Annotated in this window: 23 protein-coding genes and 1 pseudogene; all 24 read left to right on the top strand. The window is 43.6% G+C overall.

All coding sequences use genetic code 11. The features are described from left to right. Positions 1 to 37: 37 nt before the first annotated feature. Entirely contained in the window at positions 38 to 1,198 is a 1,161-nt protein-coding gene (locus MHI15_RS11920) for a sensor histidine kinase (RefSeq protein WP_036681511.1), read from the top strand. Between the two features lie 4 nt (positions 1,199 to 1,202). Beyond that, positions 1,203 to 1,925: a response regulator transcription factor gene (locus tag MHI15_RS11915; RefSeq protein ID WP_036681509.1), complete on the top strand. Its 723-nt coding sequence runs from the start codon at positions 1,203 to 1,205 to the stop codon at positions 1,923 to 1,925. Between the two features lie 135 nt (positions 1,926 to 2,060). Then, the gene (locus MHI15_RS11910) at positions 2,061 to 2,504 is read left to right on the top strand and encodes a glycosyltransferase family A protein (protein ID WP_076123908.1); all 444 of its coding nucleotides are present in this window, start codon (positions 2,061 to 2,063) and stop codon (positions 2,502 to 2,504) included. A gap of 138 nt (positions 2,505 to 2,642) precedes the next feature. Next, positions 2,643 to 4,655, top strand: a pseudogene (locus tag MHI15_RS11905) (helicase-related protein). Further along, a complete protein-coding gene (locus MHI15_RS11900; protein WP_341164440.1) occupies positions 4,652 to 5,506 on the top strand; it encodes a ComF family protein in 855 nt (284 codons plus the stop codon). The pseudogene MHI15_RS11905 and the gene MHI15_RS11900 overlap by 4 nt, the downstream one beginning before the upstream one ends. A gap of 169 nt (positions 5,507 to 5,675) precedes the next feature. Further along, positions 5,676 to 6,086 carry a TIGR03826 family flagellar region protein gene (locus MHI15_RS11895; protein ID WP_076124340.1) on the top strand — a complete coding sequence of 137 codons (411 nt, stop codon included), beginning with the start codon at positions 5,676 to 5,678 and terminating at the stop codon, positions 6,084 to 6,086. Between the two features lie 103 nt (positions 6,087 to 6,189). Next, entirely contained in the window at positions 6,190 to 6,477 is a 288-nt protein-coding gene (gene flgM / locus MHI15_RS11890) for a flagellar biosynthesis anti-sigma factor FlgM (protein WP_036678454.1), read from the top strand. Positions 6,478 to 6,489: 12 nt separating this feature from the next. Further along, positions 6,490 to 6,990 carry a flagellar protein FlgN gene (locus MHI15_RS11885; protein ID WP_036678457.1) on the top strand — a complete coding sequence of 167 codons (501 nt, stop codon included), beginning with the start codon at positions 6,490 to 6,492 and terminating at the stop codon, positions 6,988 to 6,990. A gap of 54 nt (positions 6,991 to 7,044) precedes the next feature. Beyond that, a complete protein-coding gene (flgK, locus tag MHI15_RS11880; RefSeq protein ID WP_076303595.1) occupies positions 7,045 to 8,628 on the top strand; it encodes a flagellar hook-associated protein FlgK in 1,584 nt (527 codons plus the stop codon). A 15-nt stretch (positions 8,629 to 8,643) separates the two neighbouring features. Further along, on the top strand, positions 8,644 to 9,561 hold the full coding sequence (gene flgL / locus MHI15_RS11875; protein ID WP_339188752.1) for a flagellar hook-associated protein FlgL: 918 nt from the start codon (positions 8,644 to 8,646) through the stop codon (positions 9,559 to 9,561). 15 nt (positions 9,562 to 9,576) lie between these two features. Continuing rightward, positions 9,577 to 10,143: a DUF6470 family protein gene (locus tag MHI15_RS11870; protein WP_076303597.1), complete on the top strand. Its 567-nt coding sequence runs from the start codon at positions 9,577 to 9,579 to the stop codon at positions 10,141 to 10,143. A 108-nt stretch (positions 10,144 to 10,251) separates the two neighbouring features. Further along, entirely contained in the window at positions 10,252 to 10,698 is a 447-nt protein-coding gene (locus MHI15_RS11865) for a flagellar assembly protein FliW (protein ID WP_076303598.1), read from the top strand. A 1-nt stretch (position 10,699) separates the two neighbouring features. After that, positions 10,700 to 10,942, top strand: a complete 243-nt coding sequence (gene csrA / locus MHI15_RS11860) for a carbon storage regulator CsrA (protein ID WP_076303648.1) — start codon at positions 10,700 to 10,702, stop codon at positions 10,940 to 10,942. A gap of 243 nt (positions 10,943 to 11,185) precedes the next feature. Further along, entirely contained in the window at positions 11,186 to 12,016 is an 831-nt protein-coding gene (hag, locus tag MHI15_RS11855) for a flagellin Hag (protein ID WP_076303599.1), read from the top strand. 76 nt (positions 12,017 to 12,092) lie between these two features. After that, positions 12,093 to 13,325, top strand: a complete 1,233-nt coding sequence (gene fliB / locus MHI15_RS11850; protein ID WP_076303600.1) for a flagellin lysine-N-methylase — start codon at positions 12,093 to 12,095, stop codon at positions 13,323 to 13,325. A 345-nt stretch (positions 13,326 to 13,670) separates the two neighbouring features. Next, positions 13,671 to 14,060, top strand: a complete 390-nt coding sequence (locus MHI15_RS11845) for a flagellar protein FlaG (protein WP_339188745.1) — start codon at positions 13,671 to 13,673, stop codon at positions 14,058 to 14,060. Between the two features lie 16 nt (positions 14,061 to 14,076). Continuing rightward, complete coding sequence (gene fliD / locus MHI15_RS11840) at positions 14,077 to 15,606, top strand: flagellar filament capping protein FliD (RefSeq protein WP_081391785.1); 1,530 nt, start codon at positions 14,077 to 14,079, stop codon at positions 15,604 to 15,606. A gap of 30 nt (positions 15,607 to 15,636) precedes the next feature. Then, positions 15,637 to 16,035, top strand: coding sequence for a flagellar export chaperone FliS (gene fliS / locus MHI15_RS11835; protein ID WP_339188742.1), 399 nt, complete (start codon positions 15,637 to 15,639; stop codon positions 16,033 to 16,035). Further along, positions 16,028 to 16,363: a flagellar protein FliT gene (locus MHI15_RS11830; protein WP_076123873.1), complete on the top strand. Its 336-nt coding sequence runs from the start codon at positions 16,028 to 16,030 to the stop codon at positions 16,361 to 16,363. Before fliS ends, MHI15_RS11830 begins: the two co-directional genes overlap by 8 nt. Before the next feature lie 235 nt (positions 16,364 to 16,598). Then, complete coding sequence (locus MHI15_RS11825) at positions 16,599 to 16,796, top strand: cold shock domain-containing protein (RefSeq protein WP_019915069.1); 198 nt, start codon at positions 16,599 to 16,601, stop codon at positions 16,794 to 16,796. Positions 16,797 to 17,112: 316 nt separating this feature from the next. Beyond that, positions 17,113 to 18,549 carry an S-layer homology domain-containing protein gene (locus MHI15_RS11820; protein ID WP_339188739.1) on the top strand — a complete coding sequence of 479 codons (1,437 nt, stop codon included), beginning with the start codon at positions 17,113 to 17,115 and terminating at the stop codon, positions 18,547 to 18,549. A 229-nt stretch (positions 18,550 to 18,778) separates the two neighbouring features. Further along, on the top strand, positions 18,779 to 19,327 hold the full coding sequence (hpf, locus tag MHI15_RS11815; RefSeq protein WP_036678506.1) for a ribosome hibernation-promoting factor, HPF/YfiA family: 549 nt from the start codon (positions 18,779 to 18,781) through the stop codon (positions 19,325 to 19,327). A 269-nt stretch (positions 19,328 to 19,596) separates the two neighbouring features. After that, the gene (gene secA, locus MHI15_RS11810) at positions 19,597 to 22,104 is read left to right on the top strand and encodes a preprotein translocase subunit SecA (RefSeq protein ID WP_036678509.1); all 2,508 of its coding nucleotides are present in this window, start codon (positions 19,597 to 19,599) and stop codon (positions 22,102 to 22,104) included. Between the two features lie 365 nt (positions 22,105 to 22,469). Next, positions 22,470 to 23,583, top strand: a protein-coding gene (gene prfB / locus MHI15_RS11805; protein WP_139330096.1) for a peptide chain release factor 2 whose coding sequence is annotated in 2 segments (ribosomal slippage) — positions 22,470 to 22,541 and positions 22,543 to 23,583 — 1,113 coding nt in all. Because the reading frame shifts where the segments join, the coding sequence is not laid out codon by codon here. The last annotated feature ends 7 nt before the right edge of the window (positions 23,584 to 23,590 follow it).

The following is a 23,590-nucleotide window of genomic DNA, read 5'->3' as shown; positions in this document are numbered from 1 at the left end:
ACCTTAATACGATCCGATAGAAAAGGGGCAAGCATCCGTGGAATTTCAAGCCGATGCGATTGATCGCGTTATTAAAAATACCATCGACGTGATGGAGAGCAGCAAGTATCAGATTTTTGAAATATTGCAGGTTGCACGTGATGAACTTGCTGCACTCAACAAGGAACTGCAGCGGGTCATGGACGAAACGGATGAAACGTTGAAAAAGGTAGACAAGCTGGAGCTACAGTATCACCGCTCCAGAATCCGGCTGACAGAGGTCAGCCGGGACTTTGTCCGCTACTCAGAGAAGGATATCCGTATTGCTTATGAGAAGGCTACGGAGCTTCAGCTCGAACTCATGATGACGCGTGAGCGAGAGGTCTATCTTCGAAGCAGACGTGATGAATTACAAATGCGAGTGCGCAGTGTCGAAAATTCTGTAGAGCGTGCAGAGTCAATTGGTTCGCAAATGAGCGTAGTGCTCGAATATTTGTCGGGAGAACTAGGCCAAGTGACGAGAATTGTCGAATCTGCGAAGAACAGACAGATGATCGGACTCAAAATTATCCTGGCTCAAGAAGAAGAACGGAAGAGAATTGCCCGGGAAATTCATGATGGTCCCGCTCAAATGCTGGCAAATCTAGTCCTTAGGACGGAAATTGTAGAAAGAATGCTGGTAAAGCAGGAATTTGGGCTGGTGCAGGACGAAGTAGTAGATTTAAAAGGGCAGGTTCGTAACAGCCTGGAAGAAATGCGTAAGGTTATTTTTAATTTACGACCGATGGCTCTCGATGATTTGGGCTTGATTCCGACTTTGCGGAAATATGTGCATGATTTTGAAGAGAAGACGAAACTGCGGACGACTTTGGAAACCCGGGGACAGGAACACCGACTATCTTCAGCGATGGAGGCGGCGGTATATCGTCTTGTTCAGGAAGCATTGTCTAATGCAGCAAAACATGCCTACCCAAGCTTCGTATTGGTGGAGATTACATACCAAGCGCAGTTAATTAAGATTGTGATTAAAGATAACGGATTAGGCTTTAATGTACAAAAGTTAAAAAATCAGCAAGGTAATCGGGAAAGCTTCGGGCTAGTAGGTATGCGGGAACGTGTAGAACTGCTTGAAGGAAGAATGGAAATTGTATCAGCCGAGAATCAGGGGACAACAATCGTGATCCATATTCCGACGAATGTGGAGAAGGGGAAGGAGTAGTGTGATGGAGAACTTAAACTCTAGTAAAACGCCCATTAAGGTTCTTTTGGCGGATGATCATCAGCTTTTTCGTGAAGGGCTGAAACGCATTTTGAATATGGAGGAGGATATCGAGGTCATAGGGGAGTGCGGCGACGGTATTCAGGTATTAGAGTTTTGTAACGGGACTAAACCGGACATCGTATTGATGGACATCAATATGCCTGTTGAGAATGGCGTAGAAGCCACTCAAAAACTTCGGGAAATGTTCCCGGAGGTTAAGGTAATTATTTTATCCATTCATGATGATGAGAGTTATGTATTTGAGACCCTTCGTAAGGGCGCCAATGGTTATTTATTGAAGGATATGGAGGCCGAATCCCTTATTAATGCCATTCGTTCGGTCTGTGAAGGACATGCCTTTATCCATCCAAAGGTTACTGGAAAGCTTATCAATCAATTGCGGCGTATGACTTACCTTAACGAGACTGGTGTAACTACAGATACAGTGGTGAAGGAAGCTGGTGTTAAATTTATTGCTGGCGACAACAATCCTCTGACCCGTCGTGAAGCAGAAGTGCTGCGTCTAATGGCTGAAGGTAAGAGCAACAAAATGATTGGTGAATATTTATTCATTAGTGAAAAAACAGTTAAAAACCATGTTAGCAGTATTTTGCAAAAAATGGAAGTGGATGATCGGACTCAAGCTGTTATTAATTCGATTAAATATGGCTGGGTAACCTTGTAGAAGCTTCACAGTAATACGTTACATATAGGAAAGAAATTAAGTAGACACAGCTTGCTTCCCTGATGGGTGTTCTAGGCAGTCACCGACCTTTTAATGCCGGCATATAGTGTTGGTATACAGAGGAGGTGCATCTCCATGGTAGCCCAGTTGATATGGATTGCGGTTGTTTATGTATCCGCTGCAGTGATGATTCATATGTTGCATAACCGGCAGAAGGTGCGTAAAACACCGCAGTCCGGAAAATGGATTCATTATATTTTTATTACCCGCAATCATGAATCTGTTGTGGAATGGTACATTCGGGCACTGACATTTCAAGCTCTTCTAACCGGAAAACGATTGCGAGTAACGTTCATGGATGATGGTTCGAGCGATGGAACACTTGGGATAGTTTCCAAAATGGCCGCTAGTGGCTGCTCTATCGATCTTGCAACATCTATGTACTCTCTTCAGATGAGTGAAGAATTGCAGCATGAAGGAATTGTAGTAGACTTGCGGCTGTCAGGGCAGTCTGTATCGCTGCCTTTTATGGGGATGGCAGGAAGTAGGGGATGCGAATCAAAGCGCAACAGATCTTAAGTAAATATGTAAGTAACGGGTGAAGCACACTCTCCAAGAACTGGGGGAGTGTGCTTTTTGCGTTTGGGGAGACGGAGTCGTGAATTTGGGATCAAATATGGAGTTGCTAAGTACAAGCGAGAGGTAGGAGGGATTATTATGCAAGTCGCTGTATATGCTGTGGAATGCAGGGGGAGCTGGAGGGTTGAAATTTCATTAGATCTTAGCGTGGATAGATGGTGGTGGTCTGTAGCTAGACCGGAGAAGAAAGCTGGGAGTTCCTTAGCGGCGAATAGTTTGGTTCTGCTTTCTTCTGCGTTGCCGCTAGGTTGGGCTGTGAAGCTCCGGGACAACTTTAAACAAAGAAGCGCAATGGGCACCTGGGGGATTAAGGAGTGGGGGCAATATATTAATAGTATGCTTGAGGCTGAGTTGAGAGAGGAGAAAGAGGCAGGGGGACTGTGGGAGGCACAGTGGTTAAATGATGGAATATTCATATGGAAGCCTAATGAATCAAGTTTCGGAATAGATCAGGACAATAAGAAGAATGAAAGATACGATTGGTGTGAAAAAGAGGATTTTCAATCTGGATTACTAGAATCGGATTCAGAACAATTATTGCGGGCTGTGGCCGGGCGCTCTTTATTGGAGCCGGAAGTAGAAGCGCTGCTGGCAGAAGAATTGCCAGAGCTAGGGGGTTGCTGGCGCCAGGCGGCACAACTGGCGTATCTGCAGGGGCGGCTGTTGCTTACAGCCGCCGTAGGCAGTGCGACCCTGGCTACGCACAGGGCGCGGGCCCGCCAGCTCCCTGCGGGTGCTGGCGTTATGATGCGTGCGGCGGCTAAGCTGCCGCACGTATTGTGGCGCGGCGCTGTCGCTCGCCGCAGGGTTTTGCGCTGCCTGCGTTGCGGCAGCGTGCCCACCGCCGCACGGAATGCGCCGCGTGCGGGCTTATGGGCTGCGCCTATTGCGAGGCCTGCCTCGCGCTTGGGCGCAGCCGGGCTTGTGCGCTGCTGCTGCGCAGCGCAGCACTTCCGGCCGTGCGGTGCACGGCCGCCCTTGACCCCCTCCGTGGCCGCAGGCCGGTGGGGGCTGAGCCCAGCGCAGGCGGGAGCCGCTGGCGCTGCGCTGGGTTTTCTGGCGGAGCCGCGCAAGCGCTCCGCCAGTACCTGCCCAGAGCGGTTTCTGCTCTGGGCGGTAACGGGAGCGGGGAAAACGGAGATGATCTTCCCGCTCCTAGAGGCCGTGCTCGCCGCCGGAGGGCGGGCGCTGGTAGCGACGCCGCGCCGCGACGTCGTACTTGAGCTCGCGCCGCGGCTCGCCCGGGCTTTTCCGGCGGAGGTTCTCGCCGTACTTTATGGCGGCAGCGCAGATCGCTGGGTGAGCGGTCGCTTAACGCTTTCGACCACCCATCAGCTCCTGCGCTTCCATCAAGGTTATGATCTCGTAATCATCGACGAGCTGGATGCGTATCCTTACCACAATGATCCTATGTTGGCCTATGCCGCTGAACATGCCTGTAAAGTGGACGGCTCTTTCATCTATTTATCAGCTACGCCACCACAAGAAATGCAGCGTTTGGTCCGGTTAGGCAAGCTTCCACATGCCAGAGTGCCTGTCCGCTTCCATGGTCATCCCTTGCCTATCCCGCAGCATTTGAGTATACCCTCGGTTCTAACCTGTCTGAAGCGTGGGAGTTTGCCAAGATCGCTTATACAAAATCTTCAAAAGTCACTGGAGCGAAAAGCACAAATTTTTCTATTTGTGTCTCGAATAGCTCATATCGAAGGATTGCTGATCCTACTTCGTCGTAGCTTTCCCGGCGTGGTTATTGAAGGCACCTCGTCCAAGGATTCATTTCGGGCAGAAAAGGTGACTGCTTTTCGCAACCGTATCATCTCTTTGTTAGTAACTACTACGATCCTGGAACGGGGAGTTACCGTGCCACGCAGTGACGTATTTATTTTGGATGCAGACAGTGGTCTTTTTGACGAAGCCTCTTTGGTACAGATGGCAGGCCGTGCTGGTCGTTCTAAAGATGATCCTGATGGCCATGTTGTATTTGCCTCCCCTCAGTGGAGCCGATCCCAGCGTGGAGCGATTGCTCAGATTCGTACTATGAATATCATCGCTCGCCGCCATGGATATTTCCGTAAAGGTGGGGCTAAATGAATACCATGCTTATAGGGGTACAAAAATCTTTGTCTCTCCTCCTCACCCCCTCGTTGTCTCAATGTCTAACCTGCGGGAAGCACAGCCGACAGTCCTCACAGCTGCCTGGTATCTGTAAGGATTGTGCGGAATCCATTCCTTGGATACGCGCTCCACGTTGCTTGGTTTGTGGGCGGCATGTAGGCTGTCCAGACTGCACTCGCAGCGCTGAGCCCTCACCCATTGTATGTAACCGGAGTGCGGTAGCCTACACTAATGAGATGAGAGAATGGCTCGGTCAATATAAATATCGCGGGAATGAACGATATGCCCCTCTGCTTGGACTCATGCTGGATAGGGCATATTTAACCCTAAAGGAGGAAAAGCAACAGGGGGCTCTTTCATCCCAGAAGGCATCGTTTTTTCATCTTATTCAACATAAAAGGTACAAAAAAAACAGCCTTTGGTCAGCTGATTTATTAGTTCCGGTACCTGTCAGTGATTCAAGGCTTCTAGAACGGGGCTTTAATCAAGCGGAAAGATTGGCCGATGTCCTATCTCGGCATAGAAAGATTCCACAGCTACCGCTACTAATTCGTACGCATCATACAGGTAAGCAGAGCTTTAAAGGACGTGCGGAGCGATTGGCAGATATGAAGAATGCTTTTGGAGCAAATCCGGCAGTCTCCACACTATTTAAGGATTGGCTGAAAGATAACTCACCTATAAGCCATCCTATTCGAATTATTATTGTTGATGATATCTATACAACCGGAAGCACGATTCGTGCTTGTGCCGAAATTCTAAAACAAATGGTTTCTAACTATGATTATGTTGCAGAAATCTATAGCCTAACCTGGGCGCGTTCCTAAAACGCGAAAAATGCATGATTGTGAACAGCTATATCCATTCCATTAAGGATTAGTTGCGGTTGGTAGCGTTTCTTCTGTCCCATAGACGAATTCCTTGCAATCATGTAATCTAGGAGCATAAGAATATTATGCATTGCACAGAATGTACGGAGAGGAGCGGCTGCTTGTTATGAATCTAGACAATTGTCCAAGGTGCGGCCGGTTGTTTGTCAAGAATCTTATGGGGTTGTGCTCGGCCTGTATCAAAGAGCTGGAGCATGAATATGAGATCTGCGTGAATTATTTACGGGAAAACAAAGGAACCAACATTCAGGAGCTCTCCGATGCTACGGGGATTTCTATTAAAGAGATTACCCGCTTTATTCGCGAAGGCCGGATTTCTATAGCTAATGCACCCAATATGATGTACCCTTGCGAAGTGTGTGGTACACTGATTCGGGATGGCCATATGTGTGACAGCTGTCGTAGCCGGCTCAGGAAAGATCTCACGAATGCTGTCAAGGAAAATTCTGCTGAGGATACTACTAAAAAGACATCTGATGGTGCATATCGTGCCATAGATAAGCTGCGTGACCTATAAAATCTGCAAAAAAACGTTTGCAGCTATAAAGAATGTTTCAGTCTACGCCGATAAACTTAGTAAAGATTATCGGCTTTTTTATATTAGAAGGAAGGTGGAAGTTATGAAAATTAACGAGACCGGACGAATTAACGCGATTAATCCGTATCAACGCAGCGCGGAAGCGCAAAGGCAGGAACAAATGAAGAAAAGCACACGCAAGGATGAGGTTTCGATCTCTGATGAAGCGATTCAACTCTTGCAAGCACAAAACACTGGCAAGAATGATCCAGAACGCGCACTTAAGATCGACAATCTAAAGCAGCAGGTCTCCGCAGGTACCTATCAAGTTGATGCATCTAAGCTAGCAGAGAAACTCGCCCCTTACTTTAAGCAATCCTCCGAGAATTAGGTGAAAACATCCATGGCATTGACGACATTAATAGAACTATTGGAGCGGCTAGATGGAGTGCATGTTCAAATGCTGGATCTGGCCGCTGAGAAGAAACAGACAATTATGGATAACAAGGTGGATGCGTTAATCGACATCCTTAACCGTGAATCCAAGCTAATGAAGGTAATTGGGCAGCTCGAGGAAGAGCGAATATTAGCCGCATATACCGTTTTGCAAGGTGTGGGTATTCGTTCCAACCTGAACCTGAACCTAACGGAGCTGTCCAGGCTTATATTTGACCCTGAAGACAAGGCACGACTGCTGCATATTCAGCAGAAGCTTTCGGGCACTTTGCATCGCCTGAAAGAAGCCAATGACCTAAATCAGAAGCTGATAGAGCAGTCGCTTACATTTATAGATTATTCTTTGGATCTGTTGGTCGGAAGACCAAATCAGGATATCACTTATCATCGTCCGTCCGACAAAGGTAACAACGTAAATCGGTCGGGGATTTTTGATGCACGAGGTTAGAATTGTACTGATGAAGTGTTCTGCCGGAGCAGAACATAAGGAGGAGTAAGAAGCATGACATCCACATTTCACTCGATAGAGACGGCGAGACGCAGCCTTTTTACTCAGACCGCAGCTCTTAATACAACTGGACACAATATCGCTAATGCGAATACCGAAGGTTATACTCGTCAACGTGTTAATATGCAAGCCTCTTTACCTATTGAAGCGTACGGATTGTTAAAATCTACCGTTCCAGGTCAAATGGGTACAGGGGTGGAATTCTCATCTATCGATCGGATTCGAGAAATGTTTCTGGATGATCAGTACCGTGGTGAGAACGCTGCTTTCGGCAACTGGAGTCTTCAAGCAGATACGCTCTCTAAGCTGGAAGCTATCGTTAATGAGCCATCGGATACAGGCATTCGTACAGTTTTGGATAACTTCTGGAAATCGTGGTCGGATCTAAGTAAGAACCCTGAAGATCCAACAGCCCGTAAGATTGTAGTGCAAACTGCACAATCTTTGACAGATGCTATGAACTACATGAGCACGCAACTGAATAATCTGGAGCGGGATCTAACCACTAATATAGATGTTAAGGCAAAAGAAGCTCAAAATTACCTGACTGCTATCGCAGATCTAAACAAATCAATCTATAAGATTGAGGGTATGGGGGATCATGCAAACGATCTACGTGATCAACGCGATCTGATGGCGGACAAGCTCTCCAAAATTGCTAATATTACTGTTGTAGAGACGGAAGAGGGTTATAACATTTCTCTGGGTGGACAACCTCTCGTAGAGGGTGGAGAAGTTACCGCAACCGTAGATAGTGCATTTCTTAATAATGCTTATACCTCCGGAACCTTGAAGGGCGGCGAGGCATACGGTATGATTTTCTCCAATAATACCTATGTTGCCGATTACAAGAAACAGCTCAATGATTTGGCGAGCACTATTGCTACAGGTGACGTTGAAATTACAGTGCCAGCTGGCTCCAATCTTCCTGAGGGCACAGTGTTGACAAGTGATGCCAAGATTACACAAGCTGACGGTACCGTAGTTACTTTGACCGCTGGTCAGGCCATGCCTAAGGGCGCAACAATGTATGAGGACGCCAAGACCATTGTCAAAGGGTTTAACGGACTTCACAAGTTAGGTTACGCGATGGATGGAAGCGTCGGACGCGATTTCTTTGTAACATCAGGCGAGGCTGGAACGATTAAGCTAAATCCGGAAATTGCTGCGGATGTGAATTTATTCGCAACTTCGTTACGTACAACTGTTGATGCGAATGGAAATACGCAAGTCGTTAAAGGAAATAATACGTTGGCACTCTTATTGACTAGCCTGAAGGATAGTAAATTTACTAAGCCAGACGGTAGTGTAAGCAACACTGTGGGAGGGCTTTTTAGCTCTATGGTTGGTCAGCTGGGTATTCAATCCCAAGAGGCTGCACGTCAGACGGATAACTCAGATTATCTCGTAGAGCAAGTTAACTCCCGTCGTCAATCAGTCAGCGGCGTTTCTCTAGATGAAGAAATGTCGAATATGCTAGTGTTCCAGCATGCTTATAGTGCGGCAGCACGTTTTATGACTACTTTTGATGAACTGCTCGACAAATTGATTAATTCCACCGGCACAGTCGGCAGATAAAAGGAGATATAGCGTATGTTGAGAGTAACCTCTAACATGATGAATTCACAGCTTCTGCTTAACTTAAACCGTAATGCACGTACAATGAACGACACACAGCTACAGCTTGCCACAGGACGTAAGATCAACAAAGCTTCCGATGATCCAGTGGGTATTACTTATTCTCTCCGCTATCGTGCTGAGCTTTCATCTAACGAGCAGTACACCAAGAATGTGGATAGTGCCATTTCATGGCTTGATTATAATGATACGGTACTCGGTCAGGCTGGAGATGTTGTTCAGAAGATTCGCGAATTGACAGTACAGGCAGCGAGTGGAAGCAATCCGCAGTCTGCACTCGATAGTATCAATGAAGAGGTTCTGCAGCTAAAAGAACAGCTTGTGGACATTGCTAACAGTACACTAAATGGTAAATATATCTTTAATGGCGAACAATACACCACCAAACCATATGATTATACTAAAGGTGCAGACGGTACATACGATGTATCTAAACCGATTACTACGGATACTGGGCAGATTCAGTTTATTGTAGGTGAAGATGTGCGTATGCCAATTAGTACTACCGGTAATGATTTATTTGGTTATACTGGGGATGCGGATAATCTGTTCAGTATTATTAATACTATTTCTGCTGGGTTAAAATCTGGTAATCTTAGTACAGTATCTGGTCAACTTGATAAAATCGATACACGTGTAGAGACTATTCTATCAGCACGTTCCGAGATAGGGGCTAAGACTAACCGCGTTGAATTGATGCAGGATCGGCTAAGTGATTTAAATATTAATTTGACGGAACTTCAAGCTAAGACAGAAGATGCAGATTACGAAGGTTTGATTATGGAGTCGAAGATTCAAGAGAATATTTATAATGCTTCCCTTTCTGTAGGCGCTAAGATTATATCTACAACTCTAGTAGATTTTATTAGATAACAGAGGTGGTTCTCGTTGCTGCAGCCGATATTGCAAATTCGTCAGACTCCTGCTTTGATTGGAATTGATAATGAGCAGGGAACATTTTCGATTACTCAGCCTAAACCTGAGGTCAAAATAACAACCACTCCAGGGAAACTTACGGTTCAATCTTTTAGGCCAGAGCTTACCATAGATCAGTCCCGAGCTTGGGCAGCCTATAATGGTGGTAATATGTTCGATATGAACAAACGAATATATTCAGGTATTCAACAGTTATATCTTCAGGGTATTGCAAAAAAGGTCGAGCAAGGCAATCGGATGGCCCAGTTTTTTAAGCCCGGAAATACCATTGCCGAAGTCTATGGAACAGATACCGAACCAAATTCATTTCCAGAGATTCGTGGTCCGGCATCATTTGACAATGTAGATATTCATATAGAAACGAGAGCACCACAAATCGATTTTCGAGCCGCAAAAGTGAATATTCAAGTGGTAAGACATGATCCTGAAATTGAATATACCCGTGGCAAGTTAAATATTTATATGCAGCAATATGCTTCCATAAAGTTTATTCCACCGGAAGTAAATCTTCAAACGTAGCTCTTAAGCTATAGACGTGCCAGAAAGCGCCTCTATAGCTTTTGTGTTATAAATAATAATCTTAATGGATACCAGTTTCGTGAGCGAAACTTTTGAGGAGTGGGCAACTTGATTATAGAAACACTATCTTGGGGTAAACTAGAAGTGGATGAGGAGCAGATATATCATTTCTCCAAAGGTATACCTGGATTTGATGAGGAAACGGACTTCGTCTTAATCACGATACCTGAGACGCCTTTTGGGTATTTACAGTCTATAAGAGAAAAAGGATTATCCTTTCTGTTAGGAGATCCGTTTTCTTTTTATCCGTCCTATGAATTCGAACTGCCTGATGATGAGGCTGAAGAGTTAGGGATCGATACAGAGTTGATCGTCCGTTGCATTATTACGCTGAAGGAATCAGTCGATCAGTCGACGATCAATCTTCTGGCTCCAATTGTTATGAATCCTTTAGGACATTCCGGTAAACAAATCGTTTTACATAGGACTCCTTATCATACGAAACATAGTTTGGTGCAGGAGAAGTCAGTTATAGAGGGAAAGGATGGTGGATAATATGCTCGTACTAACCCGTAAAAAAGGTGAGTCTATTATTATCCAAGATCAGATAGAGCTGACAATTTTAAGTGTAGACGGTGATACGGTGAAGGTTGGTATCTCTGCCCCAAAACATGTAGATGTTTTTCGCAAAGAAGTGTACCTATCGATTCAAGAAGCCAATCGCGAATCTGTTGCTCCGCAGCAGTCTGATCTGAGTGCATTAATCCATAGCCTTCGTAGTGAGAGTAATAATAACTAATCAACATATCGCATATAAGGAATCCAAAACCTGAGACTGCACAAATGCAGATTCAGGTTTTTTATTTAGTTTGAGAGATTTCTCCAAAAAAAAATTCAAAAAAACTTCGAATTACTCTAAACACTTTGGTACTTGCCGTCGATATATGAAGTAGACGCTGAATCGGCAGGGCGGCCGACCTTAATGGTTCGGCGTTTACCACATGGATGTGGAACTAATTTAATTTCAGGGAGGAAATATCAAATGATTATTAACCACAATGTTACAGCTTTGAATACTCACCGTCAATTGGGTGCAAACACTGCAGCAACTAGCAAGAACATCGAGAAATTGTCTTCAGGTCTTCGCATTAACCGTGCAGGGGACGACGCTGCAGGTCTTTCGATCTCCGAAAAAATGCGCGGTCAAATCCGCGGTTTAGACCAAGCATCCCGTAACTCACAAGACGCGATTTCCTTGATTCAAACAGCTGAAGGTGCTCTTGGCGAAACTCATTCTATCCTGCAACGTCAACGTGAACTTATTGTTCAAGCAGGTAACGGAGGAACATTAGCAACAGAAGATCTGACAGCTATCAAAGATGAAATTGCAGAATTAAACAATGAATTAACAGGTATTTCCGAACGTACAGAATTCAACGGTAAAAAATTGTTGGATGGTAAATTTGACGAAGATTTCCAAATTGGTGCTAATGCAGCACAATCACTTAATTTGAAAATTGAAGGAGCAACTGGTAAAGGTTTCAGTGCGACTGATTTAGGTGTCAACGCGCTAGCTCCTGATGGTACAACTGCTAAATTTGATACTGACGTTAAACTTGTAGATGATGCAATTAAATTGGTTTCTGCTTCCCGTTCTAAACTTGGTGCAAACCAAAATCGTCTAGAACATACTATTAACAACCTTAACAATGCTTCTGAAAACCTGACTGCAGCTGAATCCCGTGTTCGTGATGTTGATATGGCGAAAGAAATGATGGATCAAACTAAAAACTCCATTCTTGCTCAAGCTGCTCAAGCTATGTTGGCTCAAGCTAACCAACAACCACAAGGTGTGCTTCAATTGCTTCGTTAATCTTTAACGATAAGAAAAGGAATGGGATTCCCATTCCTTTTTTTATATAAACTAGTCTATAAGGGGTTAATCATAAATGACATCGAAATTAGTTGAAACGCTAACTCCTCAATATGTCAAAGAATTTACTTGTATTGGTTCGGCCTGTGAAGATACGTGCTGTGCAGGATGGCAAGTAACTGTGGACGAGCAAACATACAAGAAATATAAAAAAGTTAAAAATTATAAGATCAAGTCACAACTAGATGAATATGTGATTCGCAATCGTTCAAACCCTACAAAGAATAACGTAGCGAAAATGAAAATGAATAACTCAAGGTGTTCATTCTTAAATGAGGAAAATTTATGTGACATTCAATTGACCTTAGGAGAAGAAAATTTGTGCAATACCTGTGCTGTTTATCCTAGAATAGTTCATAATGTAAACGGTGTTGTTGAACGTTCATTAACTGTATCTTGTCCTGAAGCAGCTAGGTTAGTCTTGTTGAGTAAAGATGGAATTAGCTTCGATCAATTCAAAGAATCCCCCTCTACAAGGGATGTAACAAGAGCAACCATTCATACGAATAAAGAAGTAGCTTCTGATTGGAAGGACTATTTCAATGAATATCGTTACGTGACTATTTCCATACTGCAGAACAAAAATTATACCCTGGAAGAACGTTTGCTCGTTCTAGGTCTACTTTATAACGAACTACAAGAATGCGTGGATAACGATCGAATAAATGAGATTCCCGACATCTTTGGGCAATATATTACAAGTGTAGAAAATAACGCTCTCCAAGGAGCATTTGAAAATATACCAAATCGATTAGACATTCAACTTCGATTAAGCAGGGAACTTGTCGTATTACGTTTGCAATACGAAATTACTTCATCTAGATATTTAGAGTGCTCAGGAGAGATGATGTCTGGTTTACATATTGAAAAAGATGCTTCAGACGAAGAGATCCTTGAGAATTATGCATCTTCTTATGAAAAATACTACGCACCTTTTATGCTTCAGCATGAATACATGCTTGAAAATTACCTTGTCAATTACGTGTTTAAAAATATAATGCCTCTTGATAGTGATTCTTTATTTGAGAGTTATACTCGTATGATCTTGCATTATTCTTTAATCAAGATCCATCTAATTGGAATGGCAAATTATCATCAAACCTTAACCGAGGACTTGGTAGTTAAACTTGTACAATCCCTCTCAAAGACATTTGAACACAATAAGCTATATTTTAGAAGAATAATGAAATTAATAAAAGATAACGATTTTATGAAGTTAACATATATGTCCATTTTGATAAAACATTAGTAGAGTTATATTTTCCAAACCTAGGAAGAAGGCCTACAGAACTGCTATGTAATATTAATAAGTGAATAAGAAATCTTCGATTATCTAGGTTATTTTTATCTATGCCATATCACTTTCAGTTCGTGGAATGTTCTGGACTCAAATACACTAGGACATTAATTAAACAGATAAAGATGTCCCTCTCTACGGAAAAAATCAATTTTTTATATTTCTATTCTATGAACTAGCGCTGAAGCCCTCTAGAGACTCTGGTCAACTATACTTTTCTTAAGTGAATCCTAAATTATCCCTAAAACTAACCGATATATAAAGTATAAATTTGAGCGTTGTTGGAGGTCGGGGTATATGAATGTACAGTTTTCCCTTTCTGCTAGTTCTATGACGGTTGGATCAAGCAGATCTGAAGTAACGTCTGGAGTTGAGCCCGAAAATATCGAAAGTAAAGCAGATCCTACTCGATATGCTAAGGAAATAAGTCAGAAAGAGAAGCAGGATAAAAACGTATCAGTTGCTGAAGAACAGCTAATTCGTACCATCGAGCGAGCAGTTAAATCTTTACAGGGCCCCCAAACCACGCTATCAATTAGCATCCACGAGAAAACGCATGACATTATGGTCAAGGTGCTCAATAAGGATACAGGAGAACTTATTCGTGAAGTTCCTCCAGAAAAGACTCTAGATTTAGTGGCTAAAATGATGGAGATTGCAGGTATTCTCATAGACGAGAGAATTTAGTATAGGAGGTGCTGTTTTGGTAACAAGAGTAAATGGATTCTCAGGTATGGACATTGATAGTATGGTTAAGAGTATGATGGCTGTCAAGCGTGCTCCCTTGGATAAACTATACCAACAAAAAGAGACTTTAAATTGGACTAGAGATAGCTACCGTGAAATCAGTAGTAAGCTATATGATTTTAGAATTAATAAGTTATCAGATAAATATAATGTGTCATCTGCGTTAAACGCAAATAAATCCGTTGTTACCGGTTATACAGGTGCAGTGAAGGCTGAAGCTACAGCCGCCGCAAACAGAGTAGATATGGAAGTTGAAGTTATGAATTTGGCTACAACGACTACATTAACGACATCTGGTGTAGGAGCAAATAAGTCTAGTAAAATTACATTAGCAGAATTGGCTGCAGATGCAGATACTGACAAAGAGTATAGTTTAAACATTAATGGTGTCAATTTTACTAAAACAGATGAAGCTGGTGTAACTAAATCTTTATTCACAGGGGCCACTACGGTCGCTTCTTTTATTTCAACTGTTAATGCTGACAGTAAAGCGAATGTAATCGCTAGCTTCGATGAGGCAACAGGAAAGCTCATTATTCGCTCCAAGGCAAGCGGGGCTCCGAGTACAGATCCAGATTCAACAAGTATGAATGGTAAAATAGAACTTGGAGGCCAAAACTCTATACTGTCGCTTTTTAATGGCGGAAATGACATTGACGTTAATGATGATATAGCTATGGGTGTAGATGCTCTTGTCAGAATTAACGGTCAGGGCTTAAGTCAAAAGAGTAATACCTTCACTATAAACGGAGTGCAACTAACGTTGCTTGCAAAGACGGATGGGAATGGAACGACAAAGATCAGCAGCGAATCTGATCCAAATAAGGCACTCGAAACAATTAAAAGTTTTGTTGAAGACTATAATAGTTTATTGCAGTTATTAAATAACAAAGTTAATGAAGCTAAATACAGCGATTATGCTCCTTTGACGGATGCGCAAAAGAGTGATATGAAGGAAAGCGAAATCTTGGCCTGGACAGCAAAAGCCAAAAGTGGTCTTTTGAAAAATGATGACATTCTGAAATCTACAATAACCTCCATGCGTACGATCATCACAGAAAAATTGGGTGGTTTAAGTGCAATGGGTATCACAACAGGTACTTATTTAGAGGGAGGAAAGTTAATTCTAAATGAATCCAAGCTCAAGCAGGCGATTAATGATAATCCCCAAAGTGTTATAGATCTATTTCAAGGAGCTGCAGGTGCATCAAGTGAGGGACTATTCAGCAAATTGGGGAAACAACTAGCAACACCATTAGAAACTATCTCAAAACGCGCTGGTACTAATAAGTATACCACTGACATTAGTAGTGCCTTTAAAGAAGATAGCGTTATGGGAAAGAGACTTAAAGACTATAACACTCGGATAAGTAGCATGGTGAAAAAGTTGGATAACTATGAAACACGTTACTATAAGCAGTTCGCAGCGATGGAAACAGCAATGAACAAGCTACAGACGCAGTCTTCCAGTCTCTTCTCCAGCTAGGATAATTATAAAATATAGAGGGTGAGATTATTGATTACATCTCCATATGAGAAATACCGCCAGTCTTCTGTCCAAACCTCTACCCCTGTGCAGTTGGTCATTATGTTGTATGACGGTGCAATTCGTTTTGTAAGAACAGCGATTGACGGTCTCAGTAAACAGGACTATGAGAAGACAAGTCTTAATTTTGGCAAAGCACAATCTATAGTAAGTGAGTTAATGAGTACATTAGATTATTCATATGAGATATCTAACAACCTCTATTCACTTTATGAATATACAAATTATCTTTTAGTTGAAGCAAACATTCGTAAAAGTCCAGATAAAGCTGAAGAGGCTCTTGTTTATCTAACCGACCTTCGGGAAACTTGGCTACAAGCATCGAAGATCGCTGTGGGTCAGGGACAGGCTGATAGTGCTCATGGATGAATTAATCCGGAGTTTGGATCAACTCACCCGGGAGATCGAAGAGCGTCTTCAAGAGACCACCTATGAGGAGTTGGAGGCTTTTGTGGACGAGCGCCAGAAACTTGTCGATTCAATTGCAGAAGAAGCCAAAATTTGTCGAGCAACGCCTGCACAAAAGCAAGAAATTAATCGAATTTTGGAACATGATAATGTGATCTTAGATAGAATGAACGCTCTTCGCTTCGAAGCTCAAGACTGGCTGCAGAAGCGGAATCAGGCCAAAACCCAACGCAACGCCTACGAGGCCGCCTACACCCCAGATAGTTTTCTTATGGATCGCAAAAAATAATTTTATCGGTGTTTCACTATAGGAGTAGACGGGTATTAAATACCGTCTGCTCCTTTTTTTGATCATTGTACCGAATCTATTTCTTGTTTATGGAAAATTTAATAGTTTATTTTACGTGGTAAATTATTGAATGTAAACATTTTCTTTTCCAATTGACAATAAAGAAGTTACGGTGGTATAGTCGAATTGTGAGCAAGACTCACGTTCATCTGATGACGAAGGGAATGTTTAATCAATGGAAGGTAAAGTAAAATGGTTTAACGCAGAAAAAGGTTATGGTTTTATCGAGACTGCAGACGGTGGCGACGTATTCGTACACTTTTCCGCGATTCAAACTGATGGTTTCAAGACATTGGATGAAGGTCAATCCGTAGAATTCGATATCGTTGAAGGTGCACGTGGACCACAAGCAGCTAACGTAATCAAATTATAATCATCCGGCGAAGCCGAACTACATATAAGTAGATGGTTAGCAATTTAGACAGCGCTAGCAGGGATCTTGGAATCTTCCAAGATCCTTTTTTTGTGCGTTCATATGTGTCTAGTATAGCCAATCCTAGTAAGGAAAATAGCCTATTTTGTAAATTCATTTATGGAAAATGTTAGAACTCTGCAAAAGGTGGGTAATAGATATACGTTGAGCTGTTTATCTTACCTCGACACACACTATGTTAGCCTAGGTTACTACATTCACGAAGAAATTCAATATAGCCTAAGCTATCAAAACAATTAGGAGGGTGATTAGCAGGATGAAGAAGATGTGGCGCGGTCTTATGACCGGAATATTAGGTACTAGTATGTTATTGGGGTCTCTCGGCAGCGTATCTGCTGCAACTGTACCTAAGGATATTCAAGGCCACTGGGCACAAGGTCAGCTGCAGGAATGGCTAGATAGAGGTTACCTTGGAGGCTACCCAGATGGAACGGTGAAACCAAACAAAGCAATTACGCGTGGTGAGTATGTGACTATGGTAAATCGCCTGTTAGGGTTTACAACTAAAGCAACAGTAACTTTCAAAGACATGAAGAGCACAAACTGGAATTACAGTGAAGTGGCTAAAGCCGTGGAAGCTGGATATATCGGAGGATACGAGGATAATACGTTCCGTCCTAATAATCCGCTTACAAGAGAAGAGGCAGCTGTAATTACTGCAAAATTACTTAAATTGAGCACCAATACAACTTCGAACAAATTTAAAGACAATGCACAAATTGCAGCATGGGCAAAAGGTGCTGTAGCAGCCGCAGTGGAAAAGAAGATTGTTAACGGTTATCCAGATGGAACCTTTGGTCCTAAGAGATCGTTAACACGTGCCGAGGCTGTAGGTATTATCAATACTTCAGCTATTTATTATCCTGGTAGTGGCACAGGTGGTGGTGTAACACCTACACCAACTCCAACGGCGACTCCGACACCAACAGCTACACCAACCCCAACTGCTGCTCCAGGTGGTAGTACGGGCGGAGGTTCTGGTGGTGGTAACGGTGACGGCGGAAGTAGCACAGCGCCAACAGTAAGTGGGGCAACCTACGGTAATGTTGGTTCGGTCACAGCGGATGTATACCTGACACCTTCCGTAACTGGTGCAGTATACTATGTTGTAGCTCCTTATAATGCTGATGTAACTGCTCCAACTGCATTGCAGGTGGAAAAAGGGCAAATTAGTAACGGGACTGCAAGTGGTATCCATGGTAGTGTTGCGACTGTAGCTAACACAACGGTTACATTCTCTGTTTACGGATTGAATCCTGGTACAGAATATGCAACATATATCACGCTGGCGGATGCAGCTGGTAACTTGTCTACTGTAACGACAGTTCGGTTGACTACTGCTCAAGCTACTGCTAGCTCGATTTCGCTTTTTGAGCCGGGACAAGTTAGTACAGTTACAGCAGATGTATATGTTAAATATGGTGTGACAGGTGGCACTACAACCCCAGTTAGATATGTAGTATTGCCAGCAAATGATAAGGCACCTACTGCAGCACAGATTGCTTTAGGTCAAAATGGTAGCGGTACTGCATTGGCTGCTCCATGGACTAACACGCTTACGTTTGCTCCTGGTGTAAAGCATACACAGACTTTAACTGGTTTAGCAGCAAATACTGCCTATAAGGTATATGTTATTGCAGGATCGGGTTCTCAATGGTCTCCTGTAGAAATCATTCAAATTCATACCAAATAGCCTGACCTTATGTGATTTCATTCGGAGAATATAAGAGTGGAATCCGTACTATAATAACGACAGGTTTACTTTTGGTCCGGTAGGGCGATTGGTTGCTCTTACCGGACTTGTTTTATTTGTGAACGCTATGACAACATTTGTTATCTAAATGTAAGGGCTGTAAGGAATTGCTTTTTACTTAGCGCTTACAATTTGGTATAATGAAGGTGTAACTAAAGGAGGAGTGGCCATGCAATTCACCATTCGAGGTCAACAAATTGACGTGACCGACGCTTTGAGAGAGTATGTTGATAAGAAGCTCAGCAAACTTGAGAAGTATTTCGAAGCACCCCCTACCTCTGAAGGGTCTGTGACGCTTGGCGTAGTTCGCGGCCTTCATACGGTGGAAGTAACCATTCCGCTTGCTGGCGTGACGCTTCGTGCGGAAGATCGCAGCGATGACATGTATGCTTCCATAGACGCCGTTGTGGACAAGCTGGAACGCCAAATTCGCAAACACAAAACGAAGCTGAACCGTAAGTTCCGTCAAGAGGGACTCAAGACGCTGTTTGTGGATGGAGCTAGTGCCGCTGTTGCTGTAGAAGAACAAGATTATGATGATTTAGAAGTGGTTAGGAACAAACGCTTTACGATGAAGCCGATGGATGTGGAAGAAGCGATTCTGCAAATGAACATGGTAGGACATAATTTCTTTGTGTTTTCCAATATCGACACCTCGGAAGTTAGCGTAGTTTACAAACGTGATGATGGTAAATATGGACTGATTGAACAGGGCTAAGATACAATGATGCCAGTTATGCTCTAAGTATAAAGGGCCTCGAGAGTTAGTCAGAACCTAGGAAATTTAAACCGAGCCCCTATTCGCTTATAGCGAATAGGGCTCTTGTGCGTATATATGAAAAATGTGGCTGTTACACCTTGTATTGCGGCATCTCTTACAAACTGTTACAATTTATGAAGCAGCGGAATCGAATTTATAAATGGCCCTTTCAATTTTGTGAGGATGGGCTCGGTTCCACCATCTGTGTTGCATGAAAGGGGTTAACCATGCTAGGACTTGTAAAGAAAATATTCGGAGACACAAACGATCGTGACGTTAAACGTCTCATGAAGACAGTCGATGTAATTAATGGATTGGAGCCGGAATTTGTAGCACTATCCGATGAAGCTTTAAAAGCTAAGACGGAAGAGTTCCGCGCCCGTATTGAGAAAGGCGAAACCTTGGAAGAAATTCTTCCTGAGGCGTTTGCAACCGTACGTGAAGCTTCCAAACGGACGCTTGGCATGCGGCATTTTGATGTACAGTTAATTGGTGGTATGGCCCTGCATGAAGGCCGAATCTCCGAGATGAAGACTGGTGAAGGTAAGACTCTAGTAGGAACATTGCCAGTGTACTTAAATGCTTTGCTTGGTAAAGGCGTACACGTAGTAACGGTCAATGACTATTTGGCTCAGCGCGACAGCGCACAAATGGCACAAATCTATAACTTCCTGGGCATGACGGTTGGGGTTAACCTAAGCGGTATGGACCATGCTGATAAACAAGATGCTTACGCCTGCGATATTACGTATGGCACGAACAACGAATTTGGTTTCGATTATTTGCGTGACAACATGGTGCTTTATAAAGAACAAATGGTTCAGCGCCCTCTTTATTTCTGTATTATTGATGAAGTGGACTCCATTCTTATTGATGAAGCACGTACACCTCTTATCATTTCCGGACAAGCTGAGAAGTCTACTGAATTGTACTTTGCAGCAGACCGTTTTGTGAAAAAGCTTAAAGCTGAAGAAGACTACACCGTTGATATCAAAGTGAAGTCCGTAGCCTTGACTGAAAAAGGTGTAGCTACTGCTGAACGCGCTTTTGGTATTGAGAACTTGTATGATCACAGTCATGTAACCTTGAATCACCATATCGTCCAAGCCCTGAAAGCAAACGTAATTATGCGTCGTGACGTAGACTACGTTGTTAACGAGGGTGAGGTCGTTATTGTTGATGAATTTACAGGACGTTTAATGTCAGGCCGTCGTTATAGTGACGGTTTGCACCAAGCGATTGAAGCGAAGGAAGAAATCGAAGTACAGAATGAGAGCATGACGCTTGCTACGATTACTTTCCAGAACTATTTCCGTATGTATCGCAAATTGGGCGGTATGACAGGTACAGCTAAAACTGAGGAAGAAGAGTTCAAGAAGATTTATGGTCTTGAAGTTCTTCAAGTCCCTACGAATAAACCGAATCAGCGCATAGATATGCCGGATGTTGTCTACAAGAGTGAGAACGGTAAGTTCAACGCTGTTGTGGCAGAAATTGTAGAGCGTCACAAAAAGAACCAACCTGTACTTGTGGGTACAGTGTCGATTGAGAATTCAGAGCTCGTATCTGAAATGCTGAAGCGCAAAGGCGTTAGACACCAAGTACTTAACGCGAAGCATCACGCTGCGGAAGCTGAAATCATTACACATGCAGGTCAGCCTGGTACAGTTACGATTGCTACCAACATGGCAGGTCGTGGTACGGACATCGTTCTGGGCGAAGGTGTGACAGATCTTGGTGGTCTGCATATCATTGGTACAGAGCGTCATGAATCGCGCCGGATTGATAACCAGCTGCGTGGTCGTGCGGGTCGTCAAGGAGACCCAGGTTCTACACAATTCTACTTATCCCTTGGTGATGAATTGATGAAGCGTTTCGGCGCTGACAACGTTTTGAGTATGATGGATCGCCTTGGGTTTGAGGAAGATCAGCCGATTGAGAGCCGCATGATTACGCGTGCTGTGGAATCTGCTCAGAAACGTGTTGAAGGTAATAACTTTGATATTCGTAAAGTCGTATTGCAATATGATGACGTTATGAATCAACAGCGTGAAATTATTTATAAACAACGCCGTGAGATTCTGGAGTCTGAAAATATTAAAGATATCGTACTTGAGATGATCAAGCCAGTTATTGAACGTATTGTTCATGCACACTGCAGTGACGATATTCCTGAAAACTGGGAGCTGCAAGAAGTTGCTGATTACGTTAACAGCAAGCTGCTTGAAGAAGGTGCTTTGACTCGCGATATTCTGTGGGGCAAGGAAGCAGAAGAGATCATTGAGTACATCTTTGAACGTGTACTTGAGAAATATGCTGCTCGTGAAGAACGCCTAGGTTCAGAATTGGTACGTGAATTCGAGAAGGTAATCGTGCTGCGCTCCGTGGACAGCAAGTGGATGGATCATATCGATGCGATGGATCAACTGCGTCAAGGGATTCACCTACGTGCTTACGGTGGTACAGATCCACTTCGCGAGTATCAATTCGAAGGATTCGAAATGTTTAATACTATGACGGCTACGATTCAAGAAGAAGTAGCTACTTATATTATGAAGGCTCACATCGAGACAAATCAGGAGCGTCAATCTGTTGTAGAGGAAAATAAAATTTCCACTAACAGCGAACCTGCTGAGAAACGTCCGGTACATGTTGAGGCGGCAGCTGGTCGTAATGATCTTTGCCCTTGCGGAAGCGGCAAGAAGTACAAGAACTGCCACGGTCAAAACGCATAAGACAAACGTTTAGTAGCGCTCATATTCAGGTGTTGAAGATGTAAGTCTTTAGCCCTGATCTCTATGGGTATACTAACCATAAAGAGCGGCTGGGCCCGGGGGTATCCCCCGTTTACGGCCCAGTCGCTTTTTTGGATATTTAGCACTTGAGTGAATGTGGAATGGAGAGAAGGTTTGGAACTGGAGAAACGGAGTGTTCGCCTTTATTTCGGGATTCCAACCGCTATGCGGTTATCAATTCAAGGAATCTGGAAAGAACAGCGATCGGAAGTCCAATCCTTCTCGGAATGGCTGAACATTCACTCATTACTAACTTTCCAATAGCGAAGACCGTAACAACCTATTTTGAAAGGTGAAGTGACCATATGATTGAAGCTAATGTAAAGCAGGATCTGCGTGAAATAGGCAAGAAACTAACTGACCTTAGGGGGTCTCTTTGACTTAGATCTTAAGCAAGAGATGATCTCGAACTTTGAAGAAAAAATGGCTGCTCCAGGCTTCTGGGATAATCCAGAGCAGGCACAGAGCGTAATCGGCGAGATGAATGCCGTGAAATCGTCCGTGGATCAATACGAGAAGCTGCAACAAGAATACGACGATGCTGCGATGATGGCGGAGCTTGCGGATGAAGAGGGCGATGAAGGTCTTGCAGCAGAGATTGGGGAGACGATCAGCAGTTTAGGCAGCAAAGTGGATGAATTCGAGCTGCAATTGCTACTTAACCAGCCGTATGACAAGCTGAATGCTATTCTTGAGCTCCATCCGGGTGCAGGCGGTACGGAATCCCAAGACTGGGGCCAGATGCTGCTGCGGATGTATACCCGTTGGGCTGAAAAACGTGGATTCAAGGTTGAGGTGCTGGACTACTTACCGGGTGATGAAGCGGGAATCAAGAGTGTCACATTACTTATTAAAGGCTTCAACGCCTACGGATATCTGAAAGCTGAAAAAGGTGTACATCGGCTAGTACGGATTTCTCCGTTTGACTCTTCGGGCAGACGGCATACCTCTTTTGTATCCTGTGATGTCGTTCCGGAAATTGCCGATGATGTAGAAGTTGAAATTCGTACTGAGGATTTGAAGATCGATACGTATCGGGCGAGCGGCGCCGGTGGACAGCATATCAATACCACAGACTCTGCGGTGCGGATTACTCACTTACCTACGGGTGTGGTGGTAACCTGTCAGAACGAACGTTCACAGATCAAAAACCGCGAACAAGCGATGAAAATGCTGCGTTCCAAGCTATATGAGCGCAAACTGCAAGAGCAGCAACAGCATTTGGATGAGATTCGCGGTGAGCAATCCGATATTGCTTGGGGCAGTCAGATCCGTTCCTATGTATTCCATCCGTATAACATGGTTAAGGATCACCGTACTTCCGTGGAAACGGGGAATGTGGGTTCTGTTATGGACGGAGATATTGATGTATTCATTGATGGTTACCTGCGTAGCCAGATCAAGATTGAGGCAGAATAAAAGAGAG

The sequence above is a fragment of the Paenibacillus sp. FSL H7-0918 genome (genome assembly GCF_038007025.1).
GTDB lineage: Bacteria > Bacillota > Bacilli > Paenibacillales > Paenibacillaceae > Paenibacillus_AQ > Paenibacillus_AQ odorifer.
This window is presented reverse-complemented; position numbering and strand designations above follow the sequence as displayed.